The following is a 1,942-nucleotide window of genomic DNA, read 5'->3' on the forward strand; positions in this document are numbered from 1 at the left end:
CTCAGAGGAGGCCCGCCGCATCCACGGCAACGACGAACGGCTGTCGGTAGAAGCGCTGGGACAGTTCATTCAGTACGTGTACGCCGCCGTCACCGACATCGCCGCCGCCAAATGACCCAATGGCGCAATCACCCACTGACCCAATCGCTCAAAGGGCAGCGCCGTTGGTTGGCGGGCAGAGCGGCTGCTAAAATGTGCCTGCAGCCAGCGCGAAACGTGGGGCTATAGCTCAGCTGGGAGAGCGCATCGTTCGCAACGATGAGGTCGTCGGTTCGATCCCGACTAGCTCCACCATGATCTTCCCTGGGCACTCGGGCGCAACGCATCGACATTCGGGAATCGTCAGTGGGGGGAACTCTGGGGTTTCTGGACAAGTTACGGCATCGGGAAGAGAAGCCGGATTCCGCCGAGGCGCGCGCGGACGCGGCCACCCAGGAACTCTCCACCTGGCTCGCCGCACTGATGCAGCGGCTGGAGCCCGATAAGATCCAGTTCCAACCCGGCGAGACGCTGGGCCAGGTGTTCGCGCGCACCTTCGATGAAGAAGAGAAGGCCGTGCGCGCCGCCGAAAGAGATCCCGCAGTGCAGCAGTTGAAGCTCGAAGGGCTGGCGCGGCTGCGCCAGCAGTTTCCCGTGGATTCCCCATCGGGAGCGTCGCAAGAATCCCCGGAGCAGACAGGAGGGCAGGCCATGACCGAAGCCACAGCGGACCGTCCGAAGGAGGCCACCTACGAGATGGTGCTCGGAAGCCAGGAGGACCTGAAGGAAGTTCCCATGGCCACGCTGATGCAACTGGTCTCGGGCTGGGGGACGGCGGTGGGACTCGTGGCCGAGAAGCTGCGGTTGCCCGACTCCCTCCGGAAAGAATACCGCCGGACCACAGTCACGGTTGCGCCGGGCCCGAACGACCAGGAAGAACTTGTCCTCGCCTTTCGGGGCGCGAAGGAAATGGTCGAGACTTATCGCGCTCGGCTGAAAGCCCTGGGGATCGACCAGGGATAAATCCTCTCCCATGCTTGTCGCCATCACCCGAAAAATCAGCCCGCGTATGAGCGAGTGCCAGCTCACCCACTTGGCGCGCGCGCCCATTGATGTGAAGCGCGCCGCCGCGCAGCATCAGGCGTATGAGGATTGTCTCGAAGGCTTGGGCTGCCGGGTGACCAGCTTGCCTGCCGAGCCGGAACTGCCGGACTCGGTTTTTGTCGAGGACGTGGCAGTAGTATTCGACGAGTTGGCGATCCTGGCGCGGCCGGGAGCGGAGTCGCGGCGAGCGGAGGTGGCGTCGGTGGCGAAGGCGCTCGAGCCGCACCGCAAGCTGGAGCGCATCGAGGCGCCGGGGACGCTCGACGGCGGAGACGTGCTTACTGCCGGCAAGCAGGTTTTCGTCGGGCTCTCGCAGCGGACCAACCAGGCCGGCATCAAGCAGATGCGCGCGCTGCTGGCGCCCCACGGGTACAAGGTCGAGAGCGTGCCGGTCGAGCGTTGTCTGCATCTGAAGTCAGCGGTCACGCAGGTGGCGGAGCGCACGCTCCTCATCAATCCTGCCTGGCTCGACCGGCGCCCCTTTGGGAACTTCGAGCTGGTCGAGGTGGACTCGGCGGAGCCGTTCGCGGCCAACGCGCTGCTGCTTAATGGCGCGGTGATCTTTTCCGCTGCGTACACGCGCACAGGGAAGCGGCTGGAGGAGCGCGGTATTCGCGTCATTCCGGTCGAGGTCTCGGAGCTGGCCAAAGCCGAGGGCGGAGTGACCTGCTGCAGCCTGATTTTCAGTCCGAAGTGATCGAAGTCGACGCCTTCGCACCCGCTGCGGCGGGCACTCCCAGTCGCTCGAACTGCGCGGTGAAGTGCCGCAGGAAGGCGCCTCGTGGGTGAGCCTGAGGCCGTGGATCTGCTCGCGGTTCCGCCACACTTCCAGGATGATCTCCACCACGTAATCAATGTG

Annotated in this window: 2 protein-coding genes and 1 tRNA gene; all 3 read left to right on the forward strand. The window is 64.7% G+C overall.

Annotated elements, in window-relative coordinates; all coding sequences use genetic code 11:
• Nucleotides 1–218: 218 nt before the first annotated feature.
• Nucleotides 219–294: transfer RNA gene (locus VGQ94_02975), tRNA-Ala, on the forward strand.
• Between the two features lie 51 nt (nucleotides 295–345).
• Nucleotides 346–1,002, forward strand: coding sequence for a hypothetical protein (locus VGQ94_02980; GenBank protein ID HEV2021469.1), 657 nt, complete (start codon nucleotides 346–348; stop codon nucleotides 1,000–1,002).
• Between the two features lie 10 nt (nucleotides 1,003–1,012).
• Complete coding sequence (locus tag VGQ94_02985; GenBank protein ID HEV2021470.1) at nucleotides 1,013–1,780, forward strand: arginine deiminase family protein; 768 nt, start codon at nucleotides 1,013–1,015, stop codon at nucleotides 1,778–1,780.
• Nucleotides 1,781–1,942 lie beyond the last annotated feature (162 nt).

Source organism: Terriglobales bacterium (assembly GCA_035937135.1).
Lineage (GTDB): Bacteria > Acidobacteriota > Terriglobia > Terriglobales > Acidobacteriaceae > DASYVL01.